Genomic DNA, 21,687 nt, shown 5'->3' on the forward strand with positions numbered 1-21,687 from the left:
GGTGCCCAGGCGCCGCCGTCCGTTCGCTTTTTGCAAGAGTATGTGACCCGCTTATGCGTAAACTCGGCCTGATCGGTGGTCTCAGCTGGATTTCCACCGCCCGCTATTATGAGATCATCAACCGGACTGTCCATCGCGCGAAGGGCGGGCAGCATAGCGCGCCGCTGCTGATCGAAAGCCTGGACTTTGCTCAGGTCGCGGGCAGTGTGACGCAGGACGATTGGGATAGCGCGGCGGAACATCTGACCGGCGCGGCGCGACGGCTGGCGCAGGCGGGGGCGGAAAGCCTGCTGATTTGCGCCAATTCCATGCACCGAATTTATGAGCAGGTTCAGGAGGCGGTTAGCATACCGATCATCCATATCGCCGATGTCGTCGGCGCGCGGATGGCGAGCGACAATATCGAGAAAGCCGCGCTGATCGGCACCCGCAATGTCATGATGGAGAAATTCTACCGGCAGCGGCTGGTCTCGCACGGCGTATCGTTGTTGCCGCCAAACATGGAATTGGCTGAGCGGATCAATCACATCGTCTATGACGAACTGACGCTGGGCAAGGTGAGCCGCGAGAGTGAGCGGTTCATGAAGTCGGAACTGACCGACATCGCCAAGGAGGATGTGCAGGCGGTGGTGCTGGCTTGCACCGAACTGGAGCTGGTGGTCGATGTGAAGGCGAATGTGCTGCCCATCTATGACTGCACCTCGATTCACGCCAAGGCAGGGGCGGCTTTCATCCTTGGTGAATAGGAGCCGGGCGTTCGTGACCCAGGTGGCGAAGGCTGTGGGTGGAGAGCGGAACGGCTGCCCCCTCGCTCGTTCTGAGTAGCCTCTGAGCCTGCCGAAGAGGCGTATCGAAGGACATAGGTTGTGCCAGCCCCTTCGATACGAGTCTTCGGTTTGGCCAAAAGCCAAGTTCATCCTGAGCGACTGCTACAAACAGTCAGTCGAAGGGCTCAGTTCCTACTCAGGGCGAACCGAGTGACAAATGTTCGAAAATGACCGATGACTGTCATCGCCAAACAAGCGGCGATGCGGCGATCGGGCCTTATCGCACTGGCGTCCAGACTTGCGCCTTGCAGAAGAAAGCGATGCAGCCCTGCACTTTCAGCGTGCCGTCGGGCTTACGGTTGGCCTTGCTGGTATAGCTTTTGCCGCTTTCCGGGTCATAGATAGTGCCCTTCCAGAAGGAACCCGCATCATGGAAGCCGCTCAGCAGCGCCAACCCTGCCAGCGGTTTGGATCGCAGCGCGGGATCGGGATTGTTGATGTCTGTTTGCGGACGGCCCGGTGTGGGCTTCATGATGCGTTCGATGCGACCGCACAGATTTTTGCCGCAGGGCGCGATCAGGACGATGGCCTTGCCCTCGACCGTGGTCCAGCGGCCATTGATCGGCTCCGCAGCCAGCGCCGGGATGACCGTGACAAAAAGCGCGGCGGGCGCGAGGGCGGCAAAAAGGCCGGATTGGGAGAACATGGGCAACCTCATCCTGTCTGTTTGTTTCCGGCAGGATAAGATGGGAACATGGCGCGCGCCACCGCCAAGAATCGGCGGGTGGTGTAGGACGAAAAGGGACGCTACGGCGACGCCCCTTTTGGCATGGAATTTATTTGAAAGCCTGGCTGATTGAGCAGGCCGCCGGACCCAGAATGACGACAAACAGGGTCGGCAGGATGAAGAGAATCAGCGGCACTGTCATGATCGCGGGCAGGCGGGCGGCCTTTTCCTCGGCGCGCATCATGCGTTCGTGGCGGAATTCGGCGGACAGGACGCGTAGCGCGGAGGCCAGCGGTGTGCCGTATTTCTCGGTCTGGATCATGGTCGTCACCACGCCCTTCACCGCGTCGAGATTGACCCGTGTGGCAAGATTTTCAAAGGCCATGCGGCGATCGGTCAGGAAGGCCAGCTCAATGGCGGTAAGCTGAAACTCGTCGCCCAGTTCGGGATAGGCCTTGCCCAGTTCGCGCGCGACGCGGCTGAAGGCGGCATCTACCGTCAGGCCCGCTTCGGCGCAGATCACCAGCAGGTCGAGCGCGTCGGGCAGCCCTTTGCGGATTGCGGCGGACCGCTTCTGCACCTTGTTGTTGATATAGAGGTCCGGCCCCTTGTAGGAGAGCAGCAGTGCCCCGGCGAACACCATGAACCGCTTGAAACCGCCCCAGTCGGGGAAGAAATCCACGCCATAGATCAGCAGCGCTGCGAGGCCGCCGCAGATGATCGGCAGGACCATGCGGGCGAAGATGACGGCGACGGCCCATTCCTTCGACCGGATACCCGCCTGCGCCATGCGGGTCTGCACGTCGCGCAACTGGTCGTCCTGCAACACCTGAAGGCTGGACAGGAAGGACCGCATCCGATCGGTCGTCTGGTTCTTCTTGACCAGCTTGGCGCGGCGTTTGGCCGTGGAAGCGGTGATGCCGGCCTTGAGCTGCTCGCGGCGCTCGTTCAGGGCCTTGACCCGCTTGGCCATCGGATCGCGCACGGTCATGACCGTGTAGAGCGCGAAGATCACGGCCATCGTCGCCAGCCCGGCCAGCAGCGTGCCGAAGTCGGTGGCGGTGAGACCAAAAAGGGTGCCTGTAGGGGTCGCTTCCATGATTGCCTTGCTCCCCAGTCAGATCTCGAAGTTAATCATCTGCGCCATGATGAAGGCGCCGATGCCCATCCAGCACATGCCCCCGATGCCGATTACCTGCATCAATGACAGGCCGAACAGGCCCATGGGATCGGGCGTGTAGAAGGGGCTCATATAGTTGAAGTTGATGTAGCTGATGAGGCCGAAGACGATGAAGGGCAGCGCGCCGATGATATAGGCGGATGCCTTGGATTCAGAGGACATCGCCCGGATCTTCAGCTTCATCTGCGCGCGTTGGCGCAGCACCGTGGCTAGGTTCGACAGCGTTTCGGCGAGATTGCCGCCGGTTTCGCGTTGGATCGCAAGCGAGATGACGAAGAACTGGAATTCAGCCGTGCCCAGCCGATCCGCGGTTTCCTGAAGCGCCTGGTCCATCGTCTTGCCGATCTTGATGCGTTCGGTGATGAGGCGAAATTCTTCGCCCACGGGGCCGGGAATTTCCTGGGACACGACGCCCAGTGTCTCGGCGATGGGGAGGCCCGAGCGCAGGCCACGCGTCAGAAGTTCCAGCGCATCGGGGAATTTGGCGTTGAACTGAGCGATCCGCTTGGCGATGAGGCGACCGACCCACCAGTGGGGCAGACCCAGACCCGCCGCCAGCGATACCATCAGCGAGAATATCAGCGGAAAACCGCGCAGCATCATCACGGCGGCCATGAACAGGAATATCACGGAGCCGGCCGTCATATACTGGCTGAGCGTCCACTTCTTGCCGGTCATCCGAAGCCGCTTGGTCAGATTTTCCGGATTCGGGATCAGCGACACCAGCATCTTCATTTCGGTGGCGGGCTGGCGGCTGTCGATCACCCGGCGCATGCGCGCTTCCAGCACCGCTTCGGCGGAATCGCTATGCCGCCCGCGGATCAGCGCCATGCGGCGCTTGCGGGCCTTGTCGGGCGACGGGCCGGAAAAGGCCGCCATGACGAGTCCCAGAAGGGTCGCCAACAGCACCGCCATCAGGATCATCTTGCCGTCCATGTGCTCGCCTGTTCCGTTTCAGCAGGGGACGCGCCGCCTGACGGCCGCGCATCGCATCAGTTGTTCAGCGCCGCCTTTTCCTTACGGCGCGAAGGGATCATGTTCTTGAGATCGCCGATTTTTCCGAGCAGGGAGTCGCCCTTTTTGCGGCTGCCCTCTTCCTCTTCAGCTTCGGCTGCGCCCAGCACTTCCTTCACCATCGCGGTGCAGGCCGCGCCGACCTTGCTCCCCTTGGCGGCTTCGGCCAGCGTCTTGCCAAGTTTGGCAGCCTGGGAAGCGGCCTTGAGGTCGAAGGGGACAAGCACGTCAATGGCGCGTTCGATCGATTGTTCGAAATCCTTGCGGCTGATTTCCGGCGAACCGGGATGGACGCGGTTGGCAACCACCAGCACGCGCGCGTGGGGCGCGCCCGTCTTGAGCCAGGACAGCAGCCGAATGGTGTCGCGAGCGCCTGCCAGCGTCATTTCGGTAACGACCAGCGCAACATTGACGTCGCCCATCAGATGCGGATGCTGGATCATCATGCCGCGCGGCAGGTCGATGACCGTACATTCGAAGGCGGAGTGGAACTCCTCCAGCAACTGATAGAAGGCGCCGCCGTCCGTCATCATCGGCATGCTGATCGGCGCTTCGGCCGACAGGATCGCCAAATTGTCGCTGGCCCTGACCATGGCGCGTTCGATGAACAGGCCGTCGATGCGGCCGGGATTTTCAATGGCGTCGATCAGGCCGCGTCCCGGCTCCAGATCCATGGAGAGCGCGTTGGTGCCGAAATGAACGTCAAGGTCGAGAAGGGCGGTCGTGCGCTGATGCTGGCTGCTGAGTACCCATGCCAGCGATGTAGCGAGGCTGGACGCGCCCACGCCGCCACGCGTACCGATGACGGCGGTGGTCATGTGCGGTCGTTCCACCGTGCCTTCGCGGGGCGCGAAGAACACGGCCTGCGCTTGCGCGAGCGCATCGCGAAGCTGGTCGGCGCCGAATGGCTTGAGCAGATAATCCTGAATGCCGCTGGCCAGCAGGTCGCGATAGAGGCGCACGTCGTTGACTTGCCCCGCGGCGATCACCACCGTGCCGGGCTCGCACACTTCGGCGAGGCTGTTGATGTCGCTCAGCGGATCGCCGCTTTCGGACATGTCGACAAACAGTATCTGCGGCGATGCGGTGATCGACAGGCTCTGCACCGCGTTACGCATCCCGCCCTTGTTCACCTTTTCCGGTGCCCAGCCCATTTCGGCGGCCACTGCGCGAAGAAGATCGAAGCTGTGATCGTCGCAAACGAAGGCGTGGAATGGATCACGCTGGCCGTTCATACCGGGCTTCCAGGGTGCGTTCATCTCAATTGCCTCCCGTCGCCGACAGTTGCTTCAAATCGCCCGATCCGGTCGGCGCCTTGTCACGATAGGTGGAAATGGCGCGGTTCGACGTCGCAGTGCGCAAGGAGCTGTCGCCGCCCTGACCGCGGACCAGATCATCTGGATTGGCGACCATGGTGGCAATGTTGCTGTTCACGCCGCAACCGAAATTGGAAGATGTGCCAAGGTTCATGTCGACTTCGGTCCTGGATCGCCAGTCGGGGCAGCCCGGCACACTGGCCATGGCGCGGCGCACGATCAGGCGGACGCTGCCTTCAGGCGCGTCGCCAGCGACCGCCGAGCCGTCCTCGTCGATCAACAGGCCATGACGACCCACGGCATTGGCGATGCCTTCCCGCAGCGCCGGGTTGGTATAAGCCGGGTCGCCAGCCAGCGAGACGCGGTCGCCATAGCCAAGGCCGATGGACGCGAACCAGTCGTCCAGACGGCGTGCTTCCGAAGCGGTCAGGCCGCCGTCCATGCCGCCCTGCACGTCGAAGGTGTAGGCTGCATGGCTCACCACGGGCTGATGCACAGAATCCACGCTGCGGTTGGATTCGCGCGCGTCGACGGTGACGGGCAGGGCCATCAGGGCGATGAAGCCGAGGCGGACGATGGTTTTTGGGGACAGGGATGTCATGCTTTTCGTCCTTCCGTCAGAAGCTGAAACCGGGAGCGGCGTCATCCGACTTGCGGCGACTTTCTCCCCGAGCGGCGAGTGCTGGCGTGGAAGCGGCGGCCTGCGGACCGGGAGCGGGCATCGGAACTTCCGGACCGCGGCTGGGCGCAGGTGCCCGTCCACCGCTGACGCCATCGCTGCTTTGTTGCAGGAAAAGGCCCTGGCCTTCGTTGGCGGTGCGGAAGGCATCCGTCGGCAAGCGCACGTCCGACGCATTCATCGGCTTCACCAGATAGGGCGTCACTACGATCACCAGTTCGGTTTCATTGCGCTGGAACTGGCGTGATTTGAACAGGCTGCCCAGAACCGGGATATTGCCGAGGCCCGGAACCTTGTTGATCGTGTTGCCGGTTTCGTTGTTCAGCAGCCCGGCGATCATGAAAGCCTGACCCGAACCCAGTTCCACCGTGGTTTCGGCAGTACGGCTCTTGAGCGCGGGCACGTTGCTGTTGATCGAAAAGTCGAGGTTTGACACGGTCGGTCGCACCCGCAGGGATATGCGTCCATCGGCCAGCACGGTTGGCGTGAAGGCCAACTGCACGCCATATTGCTTGAATTGGATGCTGTTGCCCTGTGTGCCGTTGCTGACTGTGTAGGGATATTCGCCGCCCGCCAGGAAGCTGGCGGTTTCGCCTGACAGCGCGGTCAGATTGGGCTGGGCCAGGGTCGTCGCGAGCCCGCTCGATTCAGCGAGATCCAGCACGGCGCCAATGTCCATTCCCAGAATGCGACCGACACCGCCAAGGCTGTAGCCGCCATCTATGGGGAAGTTGAAGCTTCCCGAGCCATTGTCGTTGAAAGTGATGGCATCGCGCGTGCCGCCGCCGATACCGCCGTGCCACTTGCCGCCGCTAGGGTCGAACGATTTCCAGTTCATGCCGATCTTGTGGCCGAGGTCGCGGCTGACTTCCGCGATCTTGACCTGAAGATTGACCTGAAGCGGCGTCGCCATACGCAGCCGGCTAACCACGGTCACATCCTTGCCGACGAAGGCCTGCGTCAGGCGTTCGGCTTCGGCAGCGTCTTCGGGCGCGGCGATGGTGCCGGTCAGAAGAACCATGCCGTTCATCTTGTTGACCGCGATATCCGCATTGGGCATCGCCAGACGCAGCATGTCGTCGATGCTGGTCAGGTTGTTGCCGACCCGTACCGTGCCAGAAAACAACACCTTGCCATTCTTGGCGGTGGCAAAGACGGTGGTTTCGCCCGCCTTCTTCGCGATCAGGTAGAGCTGGTTCTGCGAACGGACATGCACGTCGACCACATCGGGATCGGCGATCACCACGTCAGACATGGACGCGGGCAGGTTGACCACGCGGCTTCCACCCACGGACAGCAGGATCGCATTGTCCTGCATCGAGGAGGGCGCCGCATTGAGCGCAGCGGTAGGCATGGCTGCCGCCGTCAGCGCAAGGCCGAGGGCGATTGCCGGTGTAGCCATCGGCTTGATCGCCGCGGTTCGGCGGAGCAGGTGCAATCCCTTCATCTTATTTCCCCCCGACCGGAACTTCGGTCACATTGGTGCCGCGCGCCACGCGGATCGTCGGGCCTTGGGCAGTTCCCACGGGAGCACCATCGGGACCGGCGGACTGTTGCGGCTTGGCCGGGACGCTGCTGCGCTGATAACGGGAGACGTCGGCGCCAGTGGAATAGGTGCCGCCGCGATCGACAGGGCGGGCCTGAAGACTGGCGAGCATCTTCTTTTCAGCATTCGGATTGGCGCCGTCGGGCAGATCCTGATCGGTGCCGGCAATGGCGGCGTCCAGTTCGGCGGCGTTGTCGGCGATCGAGCGGAGCGATAGCGACAGTGAACCGACGGTTTGTGCGACCGCGATCTTCTCCGCGATTTTGGGCGTCACTTCGAGCGTGACGTTGGAATAAGTCTGCACGACCGGTTTGCCGTCGTCACCCATGGCGTCCATGCGCTGATCGGTGGCGAGTACGCGAAGGTTGCGGAGGATGGTTTCGGAAACCTTGAGTGGGTCGCCGTCGCCGCCGCCCGATACGCTTTGCGTCAGGACGAGATCGACGCGGTCGCCCGGAAAGACGAAGCCCGCGACGGAGCTTTGCGTGGAAACGGGAACGGTCACGGCGCGCATGCCCGGGCCGAGCGCGGCGGCCAGAAAGCCCCTGTCGCCCGGTTTGATGAGCGAACCCTGCGTCAGCGGCTGACCGGCCGTAATGGCGTTACGCACCACGCTGCCCGCCAGCTTCGCGGGGTCGGCTTCGCCTTTCAGATAATAGGCCTGCTCGACCAAATCCTTGGGCCAGGGCTGGAAGCGAAAGCTTTCAGCGTCGAGGATGGTCCCTACCGGCAGCGCCTTCGTGGCGACGAGTACATGCGGCTGATTGGCTTCGACCGGCATCGACGCGGCGTTTACCTGCGGCGCGCTGGAGGAGCTTAACATGCTGCGCGCCAGCAAGGCCGTCGTGATCGCCACGAACAGCGCCCCCACCAGCAGCACGATCTTTTTTGCGTCCATGACGAAATTCGCCTCCCTCAAGCGGGTGCATTGCCCCCGGCACCCACCTTGCATCCAGAATGGTTAAAATATCGTTGGCCAAATCAGCCACAGCGCCGACAGCGAAATCGCAACGCCATAAGGGATTTCGGGCTGCCCAAGCCGCCGGGTCATGCGGTGGTGTACCACGGTGACGATAGTGACCACGCCGCCCAGCACCGCCATGAGGACGATCAGCGACATGACCACCTGCCACGGGAACCAGAGCGCCAGCGCCGCCAGCAGCTTGACGTCGCCGCCACCCATCCAGCCCAGCGAGAAGAGGCCCGCAAAGATGCCGAAGACGATAGCAGCGATGAGAAGCTGTCCCGCTATGTCAGGCCAGAGTGGCATGCCGCTCGCTACCCACCAGAGCGGCGCCAGCGCGGCCACGGCCAGATTGAGCCTGTTCGAGATGATGCGCGAACGCAGGTCCGTGACGGCTGCTATGATCAGCAGCACGCCCAGCAGACACAGCATCGCGACTCTGAAATATTCCCCCATCATGCGTCAAAGGTGTAGACCCGATGGCTTACCAAATCGTAACCATGCGGCCCGATGGATTCGCCCACTTCCCTACCTCCCGCTTTCGACCGGCGCGCCTGGCCTGAGCGGGGACGGCTGGATTATTGGCAGGCGGCGGATGGATGGCCGCTGCGTCGGTATCGATTGGGCAGCGGGGAGCGGGGACGGATGCTGCTGCTCAACGGGCGCGGCGACATGATCGAGAAATATCTGGAGGTGATTCAATATTGGGCCGATCGAGGATGGGCCGTCACCGCCTTCGACTGGCGGGGGCAGGGGGGGTCGGGGCGGCTGACCGATAATCCGATGACCGGCCATATCGAAAATTTTGGCCAGTGGATTGCCGACCTTGACGCCTTTGCTGCCGAGTGGCGAGGCGAAGGGGATGGCCCAACGGCGATGATCGCGCATAGCATGGGTGGGCATCTGATGCTGCGGGCTCTGGCAGAGGGCATGGTGGCCCCCGATGCCGCGGTAGCCGTCGCGCCGATGCTGGGCATACATAGCGCGCCATTGCCGCGATGGCTGGCGATTGGGATCGCGGAAATAATGTGCCGTCTTGGATTTTCCCAGCGGCAGGCGTGGACGCAGCGGGAGGGCTCTGAACGGCAAAGGCAGATGCGACAGAAGCGCCTGACCCATGACCCGCTTCGCTATGCCGATGAACTGTGGTGGCGGGACCATAGCCGGGACATCGCGCTAGGCCCGCCAAGCTGGAACTGGGTGCGGCAGGCTTTGGCGTCGACTCGCGCGCTGGAGGAGGATGAGGCGCTGGACCGGCTGGCGGTTCCGCTGCTAATCCTTGCCGCGAGGAATGATGCGCTGGTATCGACGCCCGCTATCCGGCGGATCGCGGCGCGGATTCCCCATGCGACACTGCATGTTTACGGGGTAGAAGCGGCGCATGAAATCCTGCGCGAACTGGACCCGGTGCGACAGAATGCACTGGCGCGGATCGACGCCTTCCTGGACGAGAATGCGCGTTGACCCGTTTTGATGTCGTAATCGTCGGCGGCGGCATTGCCGGTGCGAGCCTGGGCGCGGAACTGGCGGCGCAGGCATCGGTGCTGATCCTGGAGAAGGAGGAGGTGGCGGGCTATCACGCTACGGGCCGCTCGGTCGCCTTCTGGGAGGAAACCTATGGCGGGCCGCAGGTGCAGCCGCTGACCACCGCGTCGGGACCAATGTTGTTGTCGCCCGATCCGGATTTTTCCGAGCGTTCCTTCGTGTCGCCGCGCCGGACATTGCATGTCGGGCGCGTGGGCGATGAAGGTGCGCGCGACCGGCTGTTGGCGAGCTATGTGGGGAAGGTCGCGCTGGAGCGGGTCGATCCGCAGGTGGTCGTGCCTGGGTTGCGGCCGGAATGGATGCTGGGCGTGCTGGAACCGGAGGTGAAGGACATCGACGTGGGCGCGCTGCATCAGGCATGGTTGCGGCTTTTTCGGCGGAGGGGTGGCGAAATGCGCCTGATAGCGGCGCTCCGCTCGGCGCAGCGGCAGAGCAATGGCTGGCGGCTGGAGGCGAGCGGTGGACCGATCGCCTGTGGTGTGATCGTCAATGCGGCAGGCGCATGGGCTGATGATGTAGCGCGTGTCTGCGGCGTTGCGCCGCTGGGGATTAAGCCTTTGCTCCGGACCGTATTGCAGTTGCGGGTGCCGGCGATGCCTTCGATGGATTTGCCGTTGGTCATGGACCTGGGCGGCGGCTTTTATTTCAAGCCGGAGGGGGAAGGGCGCATCTGGCTGACTCCGCATGATGAAGTGCCATCGCCGCCCTGTGACGCTGCGCCAGATGAACTGGCGGTGGCGCAGGCGATTGCACGCTTTCAGGAAGCGGTGAACTGGCCCATCGAAGCGGTCGAGCGCAAATGGGCGGGGCTACGCAGCTTCGCGCTGGATCGCGCGCCGGTTTATGGTTACGATCCGGATATGCCAGGCTTTTTCTGGTTCGCTGGGCAAGGTGGGTTCGGTATCCAGACCTCTCCGGCGGCAGCGTTGCTGGGGCGTGCGCTGCTGATGAAGGAGGCAGCGCCGGAAATCATTGCCAGCCTTGATTTTGCTGCCTATTCTCCAACGCGGTTTCGGTAGCGCAACAACCGGAGGGTCGAGTCATGGCGCATAAATTCGTGATCGAAAAGAACAAGGCGGGCGAGTTCGTCGCCAAGTTCAAATATAATAGCGAAGTGATCTTCTGGACCGAAGGCTATTCCAGCAAGGCGGGCGCGAAGAACGCAATCGAATCCATCCTAAAAAACGGCCCTGGCGCTGAAGTCGAAGACGCGGGATAATTGCCCATCATCTTGCGTGGGCCAGGGCAGGTTGTGATCGATTGCGGATATCGGAAAACGGGTTCATGTTGGCCCGATGGCTGATAACTGCTGCTCCTCAAAAGGCTCTGAAATTGAGCGTCTTGCAAGGCAAGGGGATCAGCGCAGAGTCCTGATTGTCGTACTGATTATCAATGCGGTGATGTTCGTGGCGGAGTTCGGTGCGGGCGTCATCGCGGGTTCGACAGCGCTGATGGCTGATGCAACGGACATGCTGGGCGACGCATTGGTTTATGGCATAAGCATCTATGCCCTCGACCGTAGCGCGCGCTGGAAAGCGGGTGCGGCGATGTTCAAGGGATTGTTCATTCTGTTGCTGGGCGTGGGCATCGTTATCAATGTCGTTGTCAAGATCAGGACGGGCATCCCGCCGTCATCCGCGCTGATGCTGATCTTCGGCGGCCTCGCCTTGATGGCGAATGCCTTCTGCCTTCGGCTGCTTTGGGGTTTCCGGCAGCAGGACGTGAATATGGCGAGCACGTTCGAATGTTCGCGCAACGATGTCATATCGAATGTAGGCGTGCTGCTGGCGGCTGGAGCCGTGGCGTTGTTCCATTCGCCATGGCCTGATATCGTCATTGGTTCCGTTATGGCGGTGCTTTTCCTGCGTTCTTCCGTGCGCGTCATCGCGGATGCGACGCTCCATCTGCGCGCCATATAGGATTGCTTTCTCCTATCTTCGAAAACTCTCCGCCGCCGCGCAGGCGAGCTGGTCGGCGCGTTCGTTTTCGGGGTGGCCGGCATGGCCCTTCACCCATTGCCATGTTATCTGATGGCGGGCGGCGGCCTTGAGCAGGGCCTGCCAGATTTCCGCGTTCTTGACCGGTTTTTTGTTCGCCGTCTTCCAGCCATTCTTCTGCCAGCCAAAGACCCATTTGGTGATGCCGTCCATCACATATTTGCTGTCGGTGTAGAGCGTCACGCGGCAGGGGCGTTTCAGCATATCCAGCGCTTCCACCGCCGCCATCATCTCCATGCGGTTGTTGGTGGTCTGCACCTCGCCGCCGGAAATTTCCTTTTCCTTATCACCGAAACGCAGCACAGCGCCCCAGCCACCTGGGCCCGGATTGCCCTTGCATGCCCCATCGGTGAATATCTCGACTTGCGGAAGGTCGCTCATGCACCCAGCAGGTCCGTCGGGTTGGCATGGGCGTAGAAGTCAAGGCGGCGCATGAAGGCGAGCGGGTCCTTGCGCGTCACCAGCGCGTCGGCAGGCGTGTTGATCCAGTCATAAGCGCGCGTCAGCAGGAAACGCAGTGCTGCGCCCCGGCATAGGACCGGGAAAGCAGCGCGCTCTTCCTCCGACAAGCCGTGCGTCTCCACATAACCAGCGCCCAGAGCGGCAGCACGGTCGCCATGCCAGATCGCGCCGTCATGGCTGAATACCCAGGCACTATGCGTGACGGCAAGATCATAGGCGCGGATGTCGGTGCAACTGAAATAGAAGTCGATGAGGCCCGTTACCTCATCACCCAACATCAACACATTGTCTGGGAACAGGTCCGCATGGATAACGGCACGGGGCAGATCGGCAGGCCAATGGGCGTCAAGGAAGGCCAGTTCTTCGGCTACGCGCGCGCCAATGCCGGGGGCGATGCGGTCGAAATCCTCGCCGCATTTCGCCGCCAGATCGTGCCAGCCGGAAAGGTCGAGCGCGTTAGGACGCTCGCCAGTGAAGCCCTCCGCCGCGCGGTGCATCGCGCCCAGCGCCGCACCCGCCGCCCGGGATTGGGCCACGGTCGGTTCGGTGATGGAAATGCCGGTCAGAAACTCGATCAGGCAGGCAGGCCGTCCGGCAAGCTGTTGCAATCGCGTGCCGTCTCGCGCCGGGATGAAGCGGGGCACACGCACGCCGCCCGCGCCCAGATGGTCCAGTAAGTCCATGAAGAAGGGCAGGTCCGCCTCATCCACCCGCTTCTCGTAGAGGGTCAGGATATAGCGGTGACCATTGCCGTCCGCGCCGGTGGTTTCGAGCAGGTAGTTGCTGTTCTCCACCCCCTCGGCAATGCCCTTGGCGGAGACGAGGCGGCCTGCGTCATAGCGCGTGAGAAAGGTGTCGATGTCCTCAGCGGGAACATGGGTGTAGACGGCCATGAGTTACGCTGCCTCCAGCCCGCGCGGCAGCTTGAAGGAAATGCGTTCCTGTGCGGTTTCCACCTGTTCCTCCCGCACGTCGAAATGGCGGGCGATGAGGTCCACGACTTCGCGCACCAGCACCTCCGGAGCGGAAGCGCCTGCGGTCAGGCCCAGCGTCTTTACGTCTTTCAGCCAGTCGAGATCGATGTCTTCCGCACGCTGGATCAGGCGGGCAGGCGTGCCTTCGCGCTGAGCGACTTCGACGAGGCGCACAGAATTGGAGCTGTTGGGCGCGCCGATCACATAGAGAGCGTCGCAGCGGGGCGCGATGGTCTTGACCGCCGCCTGACGGTTCGAAGTAGCGTAGCAGATGTCCTCGCCCTTGGGCGGTTGGATCGCCGGAAAGCGCCGTTCCAGCACGGCGACGATAGCGGTGGTGTCATCCACCGACAGCGTGGTCTGTGTCAGGAAGGCGAGGTTTTCGGGATCGGCGGGCGTGAAGGCTTCGGCGTCCTCCACCGTTTCGATGAGCGTCATCGTGCCTTCGGGCACTTGTCCCAGCGTGCCGATGACTTCGGGATGCCCCTTGTGCCCGATGAAAAGGATATGGCGGTCCGCCTTTACATGCCGCTCCGCCTGTCTGTGTACCTTGCTGACCAGGGGGCAGGTGGCGTCCAGATAGGAAAGGCCGCGCTCTTCGGCTTCGGCGGGAACCGCCTTGGGCACGCCATGGGCGGAAAAGACGACCGGCACGCCATCGGGCACCTGATCCAGTTCTTCCACGAAAATGGCCCCTTTGGCCTTCAGATTGTCCACCACATATTTGTTGTGGACGATTTCATGGCGGACATAGACCGGCGCGCCATATTTCTCGATCGCGCGCTCAACGATGACGATGGCGCGATCGACGCCGGCGCAAAAGCCGCGCGGGGCGGCGATCAGCAGCGTCATTGGTGGGCGAGGCGAAGGTGCGTTCGTCATGAAGGGTGGCTCTAGGTGAATATCATCGCGGATGAAAGCGGCTTCCTTTCGGTTGCACGGGCGGCGGGGGATGGATAAGGAAGCCGAACGCCTGAGCCAAGGGCCCATGCCAAGGAACCGCCTGTGACATTGCCTCGTATCGCGCTGACCGGAATGATTCTTCTTGCTCTTGCTGGCTGTTCGCGCCGGGGAGAGATCGACCCGACGGGCGGCATCGTTTCCGTGCGTTCGGCTTGTCCGACAGCCGCGATTCCCGCCTATACCGGTGACATCACCCTGTTCAATCCGGCCCAGAGCCGCGACGCTTCAGCCATCGACGTGGTGGCGAACATCACCGACCTGCGCTCTACCTGCGCGGATGGGGAGCAATTCTATACCGAAGCGACCTTTACCGTGAATGCCCGCCGCGGCGATCCGACCGGTGCGCGGCAGGTGACGCTGCCCTATTTCTCCACAGTCGTGCGCGGCGGCAATGCCGTGATCGCCAAGCGGGTGGGGCAGGTGACGCTGAACTTTGCGCCGGGCGAATATCGCGCGAGCGCGATGGCGAAGGCCGGTTCTTATGTGAACAAAAGCGCCGCGACGCTGCCCGAGGACATCCAGCAGCGGATTACCGCAAAGCGCAAGGCGGGTGATGAGGATGCGGCGATCGACCCTTTCTCGCAGCCGGACGTCAAGGCCGCATTGCAGCGAACCAGCTTCGAGTTGCTCATCGGGTTCAACCTGACCCAGGACCAACTCAAATATAACGCTACCCGTTAAGCCCATTGTCTTCCGTTCGGGCTGAGCTTGCGAAGCCCTGACCTTTTCGAGGAAAGGACGGCCCTTCGACTTCGCTCAGGGCGAACGGCGTTGAAGGAAAGTCCGCTCCTGTGTCCCTTTATACCCGTTTCACCGCTCATCTGAACGTCGTGCTCGACGCGTTGGAAGCGGACGGCGCGCTGCCCGCCGGGCTGAACCGCAAGCCCGTGACCGTGGAGCCGCCGCGCGACCCTTCGCATGGCGATCTTGCTACTAATGCCGCCATGGTTCTCGCCAAGCCGGCGGGCACCAATCCGCGCGCTCTGGCGGAGAAGATCGTCGCGGGCCTTTTGGCGCTGAATGAGGTGGAGAGTGCGGAGATCGCCGGGCCAGGCTTCATCAATATGCGCCTCACCGATGCGACATGGCGCGCGGAACTGGCCGCGATCCATGTCGAGGCCGACGACTATGGCCGCTCCGACACAGGCGCGGGCGTGACCGTCAATGTCGAATATGTCTCCGCTAACCCGACTGGCCCCATGCATATGGGTCATTGCCGGGGCGCGGTGGTGGGCGATGCGCTCGCCACGCTGCTGGAGGCGATCGGGCACAAGGTCATCCGCGAATATTATATCAACGATGCGGGCGGGCAGGTGGATGTGCTCGCGCGGTCGGCCCATGTCCGTTACTGCGAGGCATTGGGCGAGGATGTAGGGGATATCCCGGAAGGGCTCTACCCCGGCGACTATCTGGTGCCGGTGGGCAAGGCGCTGGCTGCCGATTATGGCGACAGATATGTGGGCGCGCCGGAGAGGGAATGGCTGGTGCTGTTCCGCACGAAAGCTGTCGCCGCAATGATGGATATGATCCGCAGCGATCTGGCGCTGCTGGGCATTCATCACGACATCTTTTCGTCCGAGGCGGAATTGCAGGCGGCGGGAAAGCCGGAAGCCGCCGAAAAATGGCTGCGCGACCATGATCTGGTCTATGATGGCGTGCTTGAAGCGCCCAAGGGTGAGACGCCGGACGATTGGGAGCCGGTCGAACTGCCGCTGTTCCGCTCGACGAAATTCGGTGACGATCAGGACCGGCCGATCAGGAAGTCCAACGGAAGCTGGACCTATTTCGGCGCGGACATGGCCTATCATTTCCAGAAGGCGCAGACGGCCGACCAGCTCATCGACATTTGGGGCGCGGATCATGCGGGCACGGTGAAGCGGATTCAGGCGGCCGTTGCGGCTTTGACCGAGGGTAAGGCCCGCTTCGACGTGAAGCTGATCCAGATGGTTCGCCTTCTGCGCGATGGCGAGCCGGTGAAGATGTCCAAGCGCGCGGGCAATTTCGTGACGCTGGCCGATGTGGTGGGTGAAGTGGGCAAGGATGTGGTCCGCTTCACCATGCTCACGCGCAAGGCTGACGCGCAGATGGACTTTGATTTCGCCAAGGTGGTGGAAGCGTCGAAGGATAATCCGGTTTTCTATGTCCAATATGCCCATGCGCGCATTTCCTCGCTCGCACGGCGGGCGGAAGAAGCGGGGATGGAACTTCCTGCGCCCGACCTGTCCCGCCTTGGGACGGAGGAACTGAACCTGGTGAAGCTAGCCGCCCAGTTTCCCCGTGTGGTGGAGGGGGCGGCGCAGGCCCGCGAGCCGCATCGTATTGCCTTTTATCTCAATGACTTGGCTTCCGCTTTCCATGGCTGGTGGAACATGGGGAATGACAATCCGCAGGCGCGCGTCATCCTTATGGATGATCCCGCAACGACTTCGGCGCGGCTTTTCTTGAGCCGCGGAATAGGGCAGATAATCCGCAATGGTCTTGCCCTGATGGGTGTGGCCGCGCTGACAGAGATGCAGTGAAGACGAACGGAGTTTTGGCGGAGTTCTGAGTGATGGGCGACTATGTGCGGGGCCAGTTGGACCTGGATGACGATGATCGCCTCCCCTGGCTGGAACCGGCGATAGAGGAGGAAGATGAGGAACGTCTTTCGCCGCTTCGGCTGCTGGTGTTCATCCTTGTCGGCCTTGCGCTGATCGGCGCGGTTGTCGCTGGTATCTGGTGGATTCAGAATCGGAGCGGCGGTGCAGGTGGCGAGGGCAAGCTGATCGCGGCCCCCGCCGACGACTACAAGTTGCCCGCTAAGGATGCCGATGCGCGGAAGTTCGCGGGAGAAGGTGACGCCAGCTTCGCCGCGAGCGAAGGCGTGGCGCGCGACGGGCGCATCGATCCCAGCCGCGTGCCCGAAGCGCCGATCACCGCGACCCGTCCGGCGCCGGAGGATAGAAAAGCTTCGTCTGCTCAGCCCACGCAGAGCGTCACGACTCGCGTGGCCGATGAAACCAACGCGAAGCCGGTGGCGGCCACGCCAAAATCCGGAGCGGCAGGCGGCATGATCCAGTTGGGCGCCTATGGCAGTCAATCAGGCGCCAAGGATGCATGGAAGCGCCTGTCCAAACGTTTCGCCTATCTGGAACCGTTCACCATGTCGGTCGAATCGGCGGAGGTCGGCGGGAGCACTGTCTATCGCCTGCGCGCGGCAGCTGGCGGACAGGCCAGCGCGATCTGCGGCAAGCTCAAGGTCGCAGGCGAAAGCTGCATCGTCGTGAACTGAAGGGGGCGGTCGCTTTTACCCCTTCGACAGGGCGCACATGAGCCGCTACGATCAGGGTATGAAGCCTGTTATTTTCGGTCTTTCCGGTGAAGCCCTGACCCCTGACGAACGCGCCTTTTTCGCGGAGGCAAAGCCAGCGGGCTATATCCTGTTCCGGCGCAATATCGCGGACAGGACGCAGATTCGCGCGCTGACCGACGACTTGCGGGCGCTGCATGGGCGGGACGATCTGCTCATCATGATAGATCAGGAGGGCGGGCGCGTTGCGCGGATGCAGGCGCCGGTATGGCCCAGTTTTCCGCCCGGCGCGGTGTTCGACCGCCTTTACGATGTGGCGCCGTCCAGCGCTATCGCGGCGGCGCGAGCCAATGCCTGCGCTATTGCGACGACGCTGACGGAGGCAGGGATAGGCGTGGATGCCTTGCCCCTGCTCGACGTGCGGCAGGAAGGGGCGAGCGACATCATGGGCGACCGCACGTTGGGCGCGGAACCGATGCGGGTCGCCGCGCTGGGGCGAGCGGTGCTGGCGGGACTGGCCGATGGCGGGGTGGTCGGCATCGTCAAGCACATGCCCGGCCATGGACGGGCGATGGTGGACAGCCATCATGAATTGCCGGTCGTCACCGCCGATGAGGAGGCGTTGGAGAGCGATCTCGCCCCTTTCCGGACCCTCAAGAACGCGCCGATGGGGATGACGGCGCATGTGGTCTATACGGCGTGGGACGCGGAACGGCCCGCAAGCCTTTCGCCCGTGGTCATAGACCGGATCATCCGCCAACGCATCGGGTTCGATGGGCTGCTCATGTCCGATGACCTCGATATGAAGGCGCTAAAAGGCGGTATCCCGGCGCTTGCGGCTGGGGTCGTCGCGGCGGGGTGCGATCTGGCGCTGAATTGCTGGGGACGGATGGAGGACATGGTCGGGATTGTGGAGCAGTTGCCCGAAATATCCGAAACATCGCGGGCGAGGCTTGACCAGGCGATGGCGTCGGTGAAGCGTCCGGCCGACGGGGGGTCGTCGCTTGAGGAGTTGCTTGCCACGCGGGATGCGCTGCTGGCGCCGGTTCTGGCATAGGGAGAGCAGGAGTGGACGACCTGTTCACGCCCGTCGCCGCATCCCGGCCCGATATACTGACCGTCAGCTTCGATAGCTGGGAAGGGCCGCTCGACTTGTTGTTGGCGCTGGCGCGGACGCAGAAGGTCGACCTGCGCGAAATCTCCATCCTCGCGCTGACGGAGCAATATCTCGCCTTTATCGACGGCGCGCGGCAGTTGAAGCTGGAACTGGCGGCGGATTATCTGGTGATGGCGGCATGGCTTGCCTATCTCAAGTCCGCGCTATTGTTGCCGAAGGAAGCGCAGCCCGAACCCAGCCCCGAGGAACTAGCGCTACGTCTGCAACTCCGGCTCCAGCGTCTCCATGCCATGCGGGAATCGGGTGCGCGGCTGATGGCGCGGGACCGGATAGGGCGCGATGTGTTCGTGCGCGCAGAGCCGGAGGGATTGCGCCTCGTCCGTAAGGCGAAGTGGGATGCGAGTCTGTTCAACATTCTCCGGGCTTATGGGCAGGTGCGGGCGCGGACGCAGCCGGTGCTCCATCGGGTCGCCGTCCGCCCCGTGATGACGCTCGATGAAGCTATTCAGCGGGTCAGCGCGCTGGTGGGTATGGCGTTGGACTGGACGCGGATCGAATCCTTTCTGCCCGCGGGACTGGATGCACCCATGGCGAAATCGGCTCTGGCCAGCAGCTTCGTCGCGGCGCTGGAACTGGCGCGGCAGGGGCGGCTGGATATCTGGCAGGAAGGAATATTCGAACCGATCTTCCTGCGCGCGGCGACTCCAGCCCAGGAGAAGGAGAGGCTGTTGTGACGGCGGAGGCCGACGATTTCCTGCGAGCGGTGGAAGCGGCGTTGTTCGTCGCGGAAGAGCCGCTGACGCTGGCCGATCTACGGCTCCATGTGGGGGAAGCCGGTGACCTTTCCGGCGTGCTTGCGGCATTGGCGGATCATTATGCCGGACGCGGCGTCAACCTTGTCGAAAGGGGCGGGCGCTGGCATTTTCAGACTGCGGCCGACCTGGCCCATATCTTGCGTCGTGAGCGCGAGGAAACGCGTAAATTATCCCGCGCGGCGATGGAAACGCTGGCCATTATAGCCTATCATGAACCTGTAAGCCGCGCCGAGATAGAGGCCATTCGCGGCGTGCAGGTGGCGAAAGGAACGCTGGACGTTCTGATGGAAGCGGGCTGGGTTCGGCCTGCCGGGCGGCGCGAAGTGCCGGGACGGCCGCTCATCTATGTGACGACCGTAGAGTTTCTGTCACATTTCGGCCTTAGCAGCCGCCGGGACCTGCCGGGCATCGATGATCTGCGCGCGGCGGGTCTGCTGGACCCGGTGGATTTGGCGTTGGAAGGGTTGGGAAACCAATCCGTAGTGGAAAATGATGAGGAAGAAGCCTAGATAGGCCCTCTTTCAGGAGTATTGCATAATGGGTTCCTTTTCGCTGATGCACTGGGTCATCGTGCTCCTGGTGGTCATGCTGCTGTTTGGCGGCGGCCGGATTTCCGGGCTGATGGGTGACGTCGCCAAGGGTATCAAGAGCTTCAAGAAGGGCATGGAGGATGACGACGACGTCAAGCCAGCCAAGCCCGCCCAGCGAATCGAAGGACAACGTGTTTCCGAACAGGATGCGCCGACCGCCACGGAAGAAAAGACCGGCGTCTGATTTTTCCTCAGACTGCGATAGGCTGGCATGTTTGATATTGGGTCGTCCGAACTTCTGCTGATCGTGATCGTCGCGGTGGTCGTGATTGGTCCCAAGGATTTGCCGCGCGCGCTCTACAAGGTGGGGCAGATCGTCGGTAAGGCGCGTGGCATGGCGCGCCATTTCCGCACCGGCATCGACGCCATGGTGCGGGAGGTCGAACTGGAAGAACTGGAGAAGAAGTGGGCGGAACAAAACCGTCGCATCATGCAGGAGCATCCGCCCGAAACAGCCGAATCGATGGAGCCGCTGCCTGCACCGGCAACGACGTTGGAGGAGGATAATAGCGCTGCGGACGTAAAGCCCGCTTTTGTTGCGCGATCGGCTTCCCCTGCGTTGGAAGCGCCCACCGCAGATGAGGCGCAGGACCGGAAGGGCGATGCGGCTGCATGATGGACATCGACGATACCAAGGCGCCATTGCTCGATCATCTGGTCGAATTGCGTGGACGGCTGCTGAAATGCGTGTGGGCGTTGTTTCTCACGGGCGCTGTCTGCTTTTATTTTTCCGACAAGCTGTTCGCGCTACTGGTCCATCCGCTCAAGGAAGCCTTTGGCGATGCGGGCGGCCGACTGGTCTATACCAAATTGTATGAAGCCTTTTTCGTGCAGGTGAAGATTGCGATCTTCGGTGCTTTCTTCCTGTCCTTTCCGATCATCGCAAACCAGCTATGGGCCTTCGTCGCGCCGGGGCTTTACGCCAAGGAAAAGAAGGCGTTGCTGCCCTTCCTTGTCATGACGCCGGTGCTGTTCGTCATGGGCGCATCCCTCGCCTATTTCGTAGTGATGCCAACGGCATTTCATTTTTTCTTGCAATTTCAAGGGAATAGTTCGGGACTTTCGGTCGAGGCACTGCCATCCGCCGGGGATTATCTGACGCTGGTGATGCAGTTTATCCTAGCCTTCGGGATCAGTTTCCTAATGCCCGTGCTGTTGATGCTGCTCAATAGGGCGGGGTTTGTGACGCGGGCGCAGTTGATCAGCCTGCGCCGCTACATGATCGTGGCGGCCTTCATTCTGGCGGCAGTGCTGACGCCGCCTGATGTTGTGTCGCAACTGATGCTAGCGATCCCACTGCTGCTGCTTTACGAGATCACGATCATCGCCATCTGGTTTACCGACCGGCGCAAAGCGCAGGAAGAAGCGACAGAGAGCGCTTCGGCCTGAGTTTTTCTTAACAAAAAAAGCCCGCCGGCAGGCGGGCCATGTCGGGAGAAATCATGAAGGAAATGGCTTAATTTGCCGAGTCTTCCACGGCTTCCCCTGCGCTCTGCACATCGCGTCCTGCGCCTTCCACTGTATTGCAGGCCGCAACCATCAGGGAACCCGTCAGCAGCAGCGCGACAAGAATCTTCTTCGTCATGCAACCTCTCCTTGAAAACACTCGGTCCGGCTCTGTTGGGTGAACCGGAGACAAGGGAATAACCCCTGTCCGCCGAAAGCGTTCCGTGCAAGAAACCATTCTGATTTCAGTATTTTGTGCCCCTGAAATAGTCTGAGCCCGGAACGCGTCGGGGGGG

At 62.2% G+C, this 21,687-nt stretch carries 26 protein-coding genes; 14 read left to right on the plus strand and 12 right to left on the minus strand.

Annotated features, from left to right (window positions below; genetic code table 11):
• The first annotated feature begins 53 nt into the window (after nucleotides 1-53).
• A complete protein-coding gene (locus ATN00_RS09285; RefSeq protein ID WP_062064146.1) occupies nucleotides 54-746 on the plus strand; it encodes an aspartate/glutamate racemase family protein in 693 nt (230 codons plus the stop codon).
• A 298-nt stretch (nucleotides 747-1,044) separates the two neighbouring features.
• On the opposite strand, the gene ATN00_RS09290 is transcribed toward ATN00_RS09285, so the two are convergent.
• From ATN00_RS09290 to ATN00_RS09325, 8 genes are all read right to left on the minus strand, one after another.
• Entirely contained in the window at nucleotides 1,045-1,473 is a 429-nt protein-coding gene (locus tag ATN00_RS09290) for a DUF2147 domain-containing protein (protein ID WP_062064147.1), read from the minus strand.
• A gap of 130 nt (nucleotides 1,474-1,603) precedes the next feature.
• Nucleotides 1,604-2,593 carry a type II secretion system F family protein gene (locus ATN00_RS09295; protein WP_062064148.1) on the minus strand — a complete coding sequence of 330 codons (990 nt, stop codon included), beginning with the start codon at nucleotides 2,591-2,593 and terminating at the stop codon, nucleotides 1,604-1,606.
• A gap of 18 nt (nucleotides 2,594-2,611) precedes the next feature.
• Nucleotides 2,612-3,610 carry a type II secretion system F family protein gene (locus ATN00_RS09300; protein ID WP_062064150.1) on the minus strand — a complete coding sequence of 333 codons (999 nt, stop codon included), beginning with the start codon at nucleotides 3,608-3,610 and terminating at the stop codon, nucleotides 2,612-2,614.
• Nucleotides 3,611-3,666: 56 nt separating this feature from the next.
• Nucleotides 3,667-4,947 carry a pilus assembly protein CpaE gene (locus ATN00_RS09305; protein ID WP_062064151.1) on the minus strand — a complete coding sequence of 427 codons (1,281 nt, stop codon included), beginning with the start codon at nucleotides 4,945-4,947 and terminating at the stop codon, nucleotides 3,667-3,669.
• A 1-nt stretch (nucleotide 4,948) separates the two neighbouring features.
• A complete protein-coding gene (locus ATN00_RS09310; protein WP_062064153.1) occupies nucleotides 4,949-5,605 on the minus strand; it encodes a CpaD family pilus assembly protein in 657 nt (218 codons plus the stop codon).
• Nucleotides 5,606-5,621: 16 nt separating this feature from the next.
• Nucleotides 5,622-7,130 carry a type II and III secretion system protein family protein gene (locus tag ATN00_RS09315; RefSeq protein WP_062064154.1) on the minus strand — a complete coding sequence of 503 codons (1,509 nt, stop codon included), beginning with the start codon at nucleotides 7,128-7,130 and terminating at the stop codon, nucleotides 5,622-5,624.
• Nucleotide 7,131: 1 nt separating this feature from the next.
• Nucleotides 7,132-8,127 carry a Flp pilus assembly protein CpaB gene (gene cpaB, locus ATN00_RS09320; RefSeq protein WP_062068604.1) on the minus strand — a complete coding sequence of 332 codons (996 nt, stop codon included), beginning with the start codon at nucleotides 8,125-8,127 and terminating at the stop codon, nucleotides 7,132-7,134.
• 63 nt (nucleotides 8,128-8,190) lie between these two features.
• Nucleotides 8,191-8,625, minus strand: coding sequence for an A24 family peptidase (locus ATN00_RS09325; protein ID WP_231746436.1), 435 nt, complete (start codon nucleotides 8,623-8,625; stop codon nucleotides 8,191-8,193).
• A 78-nt stretch (nucleotides 8,626-8,703) separates the two neighbouring features.
• Between ATN00_RS09325 and ATN00_RS09330 the strand changes: the two genes are divergently transcribed.
• The 4 genes from ATN00_RS09330 to ATN00_RS09340 all read left to right on the plus strand — a co-directional run bounded on the left by ATN00_RS09330 (nucleotide 8,704) and on the right by ATN00_RS09340 (nucleotide 11,657).
• Nucleotides 8,704-9,657: an alpha/beta hydrolase gene (locus ATN00_RS09330; RefSeq protein ID WP_062064156.1), complete on the plus strand. Its 954-nt coding sequence runs from the start codon at nucleotides 8,704-8,706 to the stop codon at nucleotides 9,655-9,657.
• Entirely contained in the window at nucleotides 9,654-10,757 is a 1,104-nt protein-coding gene (locus ATN00_RS09335; RefSeq protein ID WP_062064157.1) for an NAD(P)/FAD-dependent oxidoreductase, read from the plus strand. The genes ATN00_RS09330 and ATN00_RS09335 overlap by 4 nt, the downstream gene beginning before the upstream one ends.
• A gap of 23 nt (nucleotides 10,758-10,780) precedes the next feature.
• Entirely contained in the window at nucleotides 10,781-10,957 is a 177-nt protein-coding gene (locus ATN00_RS22845; protein WP_082635152.1) for a YegP family protein, read from the plus strand.
• Nucleotides 10,958-11,033: 76 nt separating this feature from the next.
• Nucleotides 11,034-11,657, plus strand: coding sequence for a cation efflux transmembrane domain-containing protein (locus ATN00_RS09340; RefSeq protein ID WP_062064159.1), 624 nt, complete (start codon nucleotides 11,034-11,036; stop codon nucleotides 11,655-11,657).
• Nucleotides 11,658-11,669: 12 nt separating this feature from the next.
• Here ATN00_RS09340 and rnhA read toward each other — a convergent pair whose 3' ends face one another.
• From rnhA to ispH, 3 genes are read right to left on the minus strand one after another with little or no spacing between them, the layout of a single operon-like run.
• A complete protein-coding gene (gene rnhA, locus ATN00_RS09345; RefSeq protein WP_062064160.1) occupies nucleotides 11,670-12,116 on the minus strand; it encodes a ribonuclease HI in 447 nt (148 codons plus the stop codon).
• Nucleotides 12,113-13,090, minus strand: a complete 978-nt coding sequence (thrB, locus tag ATN00_RS09350) for a homoserine kinase (RefSeq protein WP_062064162.1) — start codon at nucleotides 13,088-13,090, stop codon at nucleotides 12,113-12,115. Before thrB ends, rnhA begins: the two co-directional genes overlap by 4 nt.
• Before the next feature lie 3 nt (nucleotides 13,091-13,093).
• Nucleotides 13,094-14,053, minus strand: a complete 960-nt coding sequence (ispH, locus tag ATN00_RS09355) for a 4-hydroxy-3-methylbut-2-enyl diphosphate reductase (RefSeq protein WP_062064164.1) — start codon at nucleotides 14,051-14,053, stop codon at nucleotides 13,094-13,096.
• A gap of 153 nt (nucleotides 14,054-14,206) precedes the next feature.
• Between ispH and ATN00_RS09360 the strand changes: the two genes are divergently transcribed.
• The 9 genes from ATN00_RS09360 to tatC all read left to right on the plus strand — a co-directional run bounded on the left by ATN00_RS09360 (nucleotide 14,207) and on the right by tatC (nucleotide 21,334).
• The gene (locus ATN00_RS09360) at nucleotides 14,207-14,815 is read left to right on the plus strand and encodes a hypothetical protein (protein ID WP_062068606.1); all 609 of its coding nucleotides are present in this window, start codon (nucleotides 14,207-14,209) and stop codon (nucleotides 14,813-14,815) included.
• 110 nt (nucleotides 14,816-14,925) lie between these two features.
• On the plus strand, nucleotides 14,926-16,653 hold the full coding sequence (gene argS, locus ATN00_RS09365) for an arginine--tRNA ligase (protein WP_062064165.1): 1,728 nt from the start codon (nucleotides 14,926-14,928) through the stop codon (nucleotides 16,651-16,653).
• Nucleotides 16,654-16,685: 32 nt separating this feature from the next.
• Nucleotides 16,686-17,405, plus strand: a complete 720-nt coding sequence (locus ATN00_RS09370) for an SPOR domain-containing protein (protein WP_062064167.1) — start codon at nucleotides 16,686-16,688, stop codon at nucleotides 17,403-17,405.
• A gap of 58 nt (nucleotides 17,406-17,463) precedes the next feature.
• A complete protein-coding gene (nagZ, locus tag ATN00_RS09375) occupies nucleotides 17,464-18,480 on the plus strand; it encodes a beta-N-acetylhexosaminidase (protein WP_062068608.1) in 1,017 nt (338 codons plus the stop codon).
• Between the two features lie 11 nt (nucleotides 18,481-18,491).
• Nucleotides 18,492-19,274 carry a segregation and condensation protein A gene (locus ATN00_RS09380; protein WP_062064168.1) on the plus strand — a complete coding sequence of 261 codons (783 nt, stop codon included), beginning with the start codon at nucleotides 18,492-18,494 and terminating at the stop codon, nucleotides 19,272-19,274.
• The gene (gene scpB, locus ATN00_RS09385; RefSeq protein WP_062064170.1) at nucleotides 19,271-19,864 is read left to right on the plus strand and encodes an SMC-Scp complex subunit ScpB; all 594 of its coding nucleotides are present in this window, start codon (nucleotides 19,271-19,273) and stop codon (nucleotides 19,862-19,864) included. The genes ATN00_RS09380 and scpB overlap by 4 nt, the downstream gene beginning before the upstream one ends.
• Nucleotides 19,865-19,892: 28 nt before the next feature.
• Nucleotides 19,893-20,129, plus strand: a complete 237-nt coding sequence (locus ATN00_RS09390; RefSeq protein ID WP_062064171.1) for a twin-arginine translocase TatA/TatE family subunit — start codon at nucleotides 19,893-19,895, stop codon at nucleotides 20,127-20,129.
• Nucleotides 20,130-20,156: 27 nt separating this feature from the next.
• The gene (tatB, locus tag ATN00_RS09395; protein ID WP_062064173.1) at nucleotides 20,157-20,561 is read left to right on the plus strand and encodes a Sec-independent protein translocase protein TatB; all 405 of its coding nucleotides are present in this window, start codon (nucleotides 20,157-20,159) and stop codon (nucleotides 20,559-20,561) included.
• Entirely contained in the window at nucleotides 20,558-21,334 is a 777-nt protein-coding gene (gene tatC, locus ATN00_RS09400; RefSeq protein ID WP_062064174.1) for a twin-arginine translocase subunit TatC, read from the plus strand. Before tatB ends, tatC begins: the two co-directional genes overlap by 4 nt.
• A gap of 67 nt (nucleotides 21,335-21,401) precedes the next feature.
• Here the strand turns inward: tatC and ATN00_RS09405 are convergent, their stop codons facing one another.
• Nucleotides 21,402-21,530 (minus strand): entericidin A/B family lipoprotein, encoded by a 129-nt coding sequence (locus ATN00_RS09405; protein WP_062064176.1) that lies wholly within the window; start codon nucleotides 21,528-21,530, stop codon nucleotides 21,402-21,404.
• Between the last annotated feature and the right edge of the window lie 157 nt (nucleotides 21,531-21,687).

The organism is Sphingobium baderi, from assembly GCF_001456115.1.
GTDB classification, from domain to species: domain Bacteria; phylum Pseudomonadota; class Alphaproteobacteria; order Sphingomonadales; family Sphingomonadaceae; genus Sphingobium; species Sphingobium baderi_A.